We start from the raw sequence: 1994 nt of genomic DNA, 5'->3' as shown, positions 1-1994 counted from the left end.
CCTGAAGCGAGCACCGCAGGGTGCCCGTAGCGCAGCGAAGGGTCGCAGACAGTAGGGTCGCCTTTCTTTTGGGTACTTTTCTTTGGCGAAGCAAAGAACAAGTGCCTCGCCCGCCGGGGCGAGACCCGGCTTGGTGGTAAAGGGCGTTGCGGTGAACTCATGCGCGGCTTCGACAAGCTCAGCCCGAACGGTGAGTATCCAGCGAGTTGCTATAAATTAAGTAGCTGCTTACGCCCGTAAATAAAGGGCTGGAGGCAAATTTTATGCATGAAACCAATCAAAGATAGGGATTCTTGACCCCCAGTCCAGCCAGAATCTCGACCTCGCGCGCCTCCATGGCCTGCGCATCGGCCTCGCTGGTTTCATGATCCCAGCCCTGGGCGTGGAGCGTGCCGTGCACCAGCAGATGGGCGTAGTGGGCCTGCAGTGTCTTTTTGTTCTCTTTCGCCTCTTTGGCCACCACGGGCGCGCACAGCACCAGGTCGGCGGTGACGATGGGCTCTTGCGTGTAGTCAAAGGTCAGCACGTTGGTGGCGTAGTCGCGCTGGCGGTAGTCGCGGTTCAGCGCCTGGCCCTCTTCGGCGTCCACAATGCGCACCGTGATTTCGGCATCGCTTTGCAGCGCATGGCGTATCCAGCGAGCCACGCTGTGGCGCGGCAGGGCGGCGCGGTGCCGGGCTGCGTCTTTTACCTCGCCGAACTGCAGCGACAGGCTGAGTTTTTTAAGAGCCACTTCTGCTCCTGGCCCTGGAGGTTCGTGCGTGACCAGCTATCGAATCAATAGCGTCTACCGTGGCGGCGCTGATGTCCGGGCTGCGCTGCTTGTCGTAGGCATCGACAATGCGGGCCACCAGCGGATGCCGCACCACATCGGCACTGGTCAGCCGGGTGATGGCGATGCCCTTGACCCGCTTCAAAATCCGCTCGGCGTCGATCAGCCCGCTGAGCTGGGTGCGCGGCAGATCGACCTGGCTCACGTCGCCGTTCACCACGGCCTTGGTGCCAAAGCCGAGGCGCGTCAAGAACATCTTCATCTGCTCGGGCGTGGTGTTTTGCGCCTCGTCCAGGATCACAAAAGCATGGTTCAGGGTGCGGCCCCGCATGAAAGCCAGCGGCGCAATCTCGATCTGCTGGCGCTCAAAGGCTTTTTGCACGCGCTCAAACCCCATCAGTTCGTACAGCGCGTCGTACAGCGGCCGCAGGTAGGGGTCGACCTTCTGGATCAGGTCGCCGGGCAGAAAACCCAGGCGCTCGCCGGCTTCCACGGCCGGGCGGGTCAGCACAATGCGCTGCACCGCGCTGCGCTCCAGCGCGTCGACCGCGCAGGCCACGGCCAGGTAGGTCTTGCCCGTGCCCGCCGGGCCAATGCCGAGGGTGATGTCGTGCGTGGCGATGTTTTCCAGGTACACGCTCTGGTTGGGGGTGCGGGCGCGCAGGTCGGCGCGCCGGGTGGACAGGGTGATGGCGCCGTTCGGTGCGGCGCCCAGGCCGGTGTTGGAAGCGTCGGTGGCCAGCATCAGCTGCACCGTTTCTTCAGGAATCGGGCGTTGCGCCATCTCGTACAGCGCCTGCAGCACCTCCAGCGCCTGCTGCGCCCTGGCCTTGGGACCGTCGATCTTGAACTGCTCGAAGCGGTGTGCAATCGTGATCTGCAGCGCCGCCTCGATTGTGCGGATGTGCGAGTCCATGGGCCCGCACAAATGGCCCATGCGGGTGTTGTTGGGCGGGGTGAAGGTGTAGCGAAGGATCAAGGCGCTGGTTTTCCTGCAGAAAGGGTCACAAAAGGGGTCAATACAAGATTGTCCGCCTAAATCCGGCCAAAAGATGGCCATGGCCCCGGCTGATAAGATTTGCCCATGATCCTAGAAACTGCAGTTGACCGCTCATTAACCGCTGGCAAGACCGCATGAACACATACTTATTCGCTCACGCGCGAGTTCACTTTTTGGGTGACAGCGCTACGCACCCGATTGAGCCGCCCTGGCGCGCGCTGG

At 62.3% G+C, this 1994-nt stretch carries 2 protein-coding genes; both read right to left on the bottom strand.

Going from position 1 to position 1994, the window contains the following annotated elements; translation table 11 throughout:
* Positions 1 to 277 precede the first annotated feature (277 nt).
* Complete coding sequence (ybeY, locus tag V6M61_RS12715) at positions 278 to 733, bottom strand: rRNA maturation RNase YbeY (RefSeq protein ID WP_332776945.1); 456 nt, start codon at positions 731 to 733, stop codon at positions 278 to 280.
* Positions 723 to 1751, bottom strand: a complete 1029-nt coding sequence (locus tag V6M61_RS12710; protein ID WP_332776944.1) for a PhoH family protein — start codon at positions 1749 to 1751, stop codon at positions 723 to 725. Before V6M61_RS12710 ends, ybeY begins: the two co-directional genes overlap by 11 nt.
* Positions 1752 to 1994 lie beyond the last annotated feature (243 nt).

It is taken from the genome of Polaromonas sp. (genome assembly GCF_036676035.1).
Lineage (GTDB): Bacteria > Pseudomonadota > Gammaproteobacteria > Burkholderiales > Burkholderiaceae_C > Polaromonas.
Note: the sequence above shows the minus strand (reverse complement) of the source record. Positions and strands in the feature narration are given on the sequence as shown.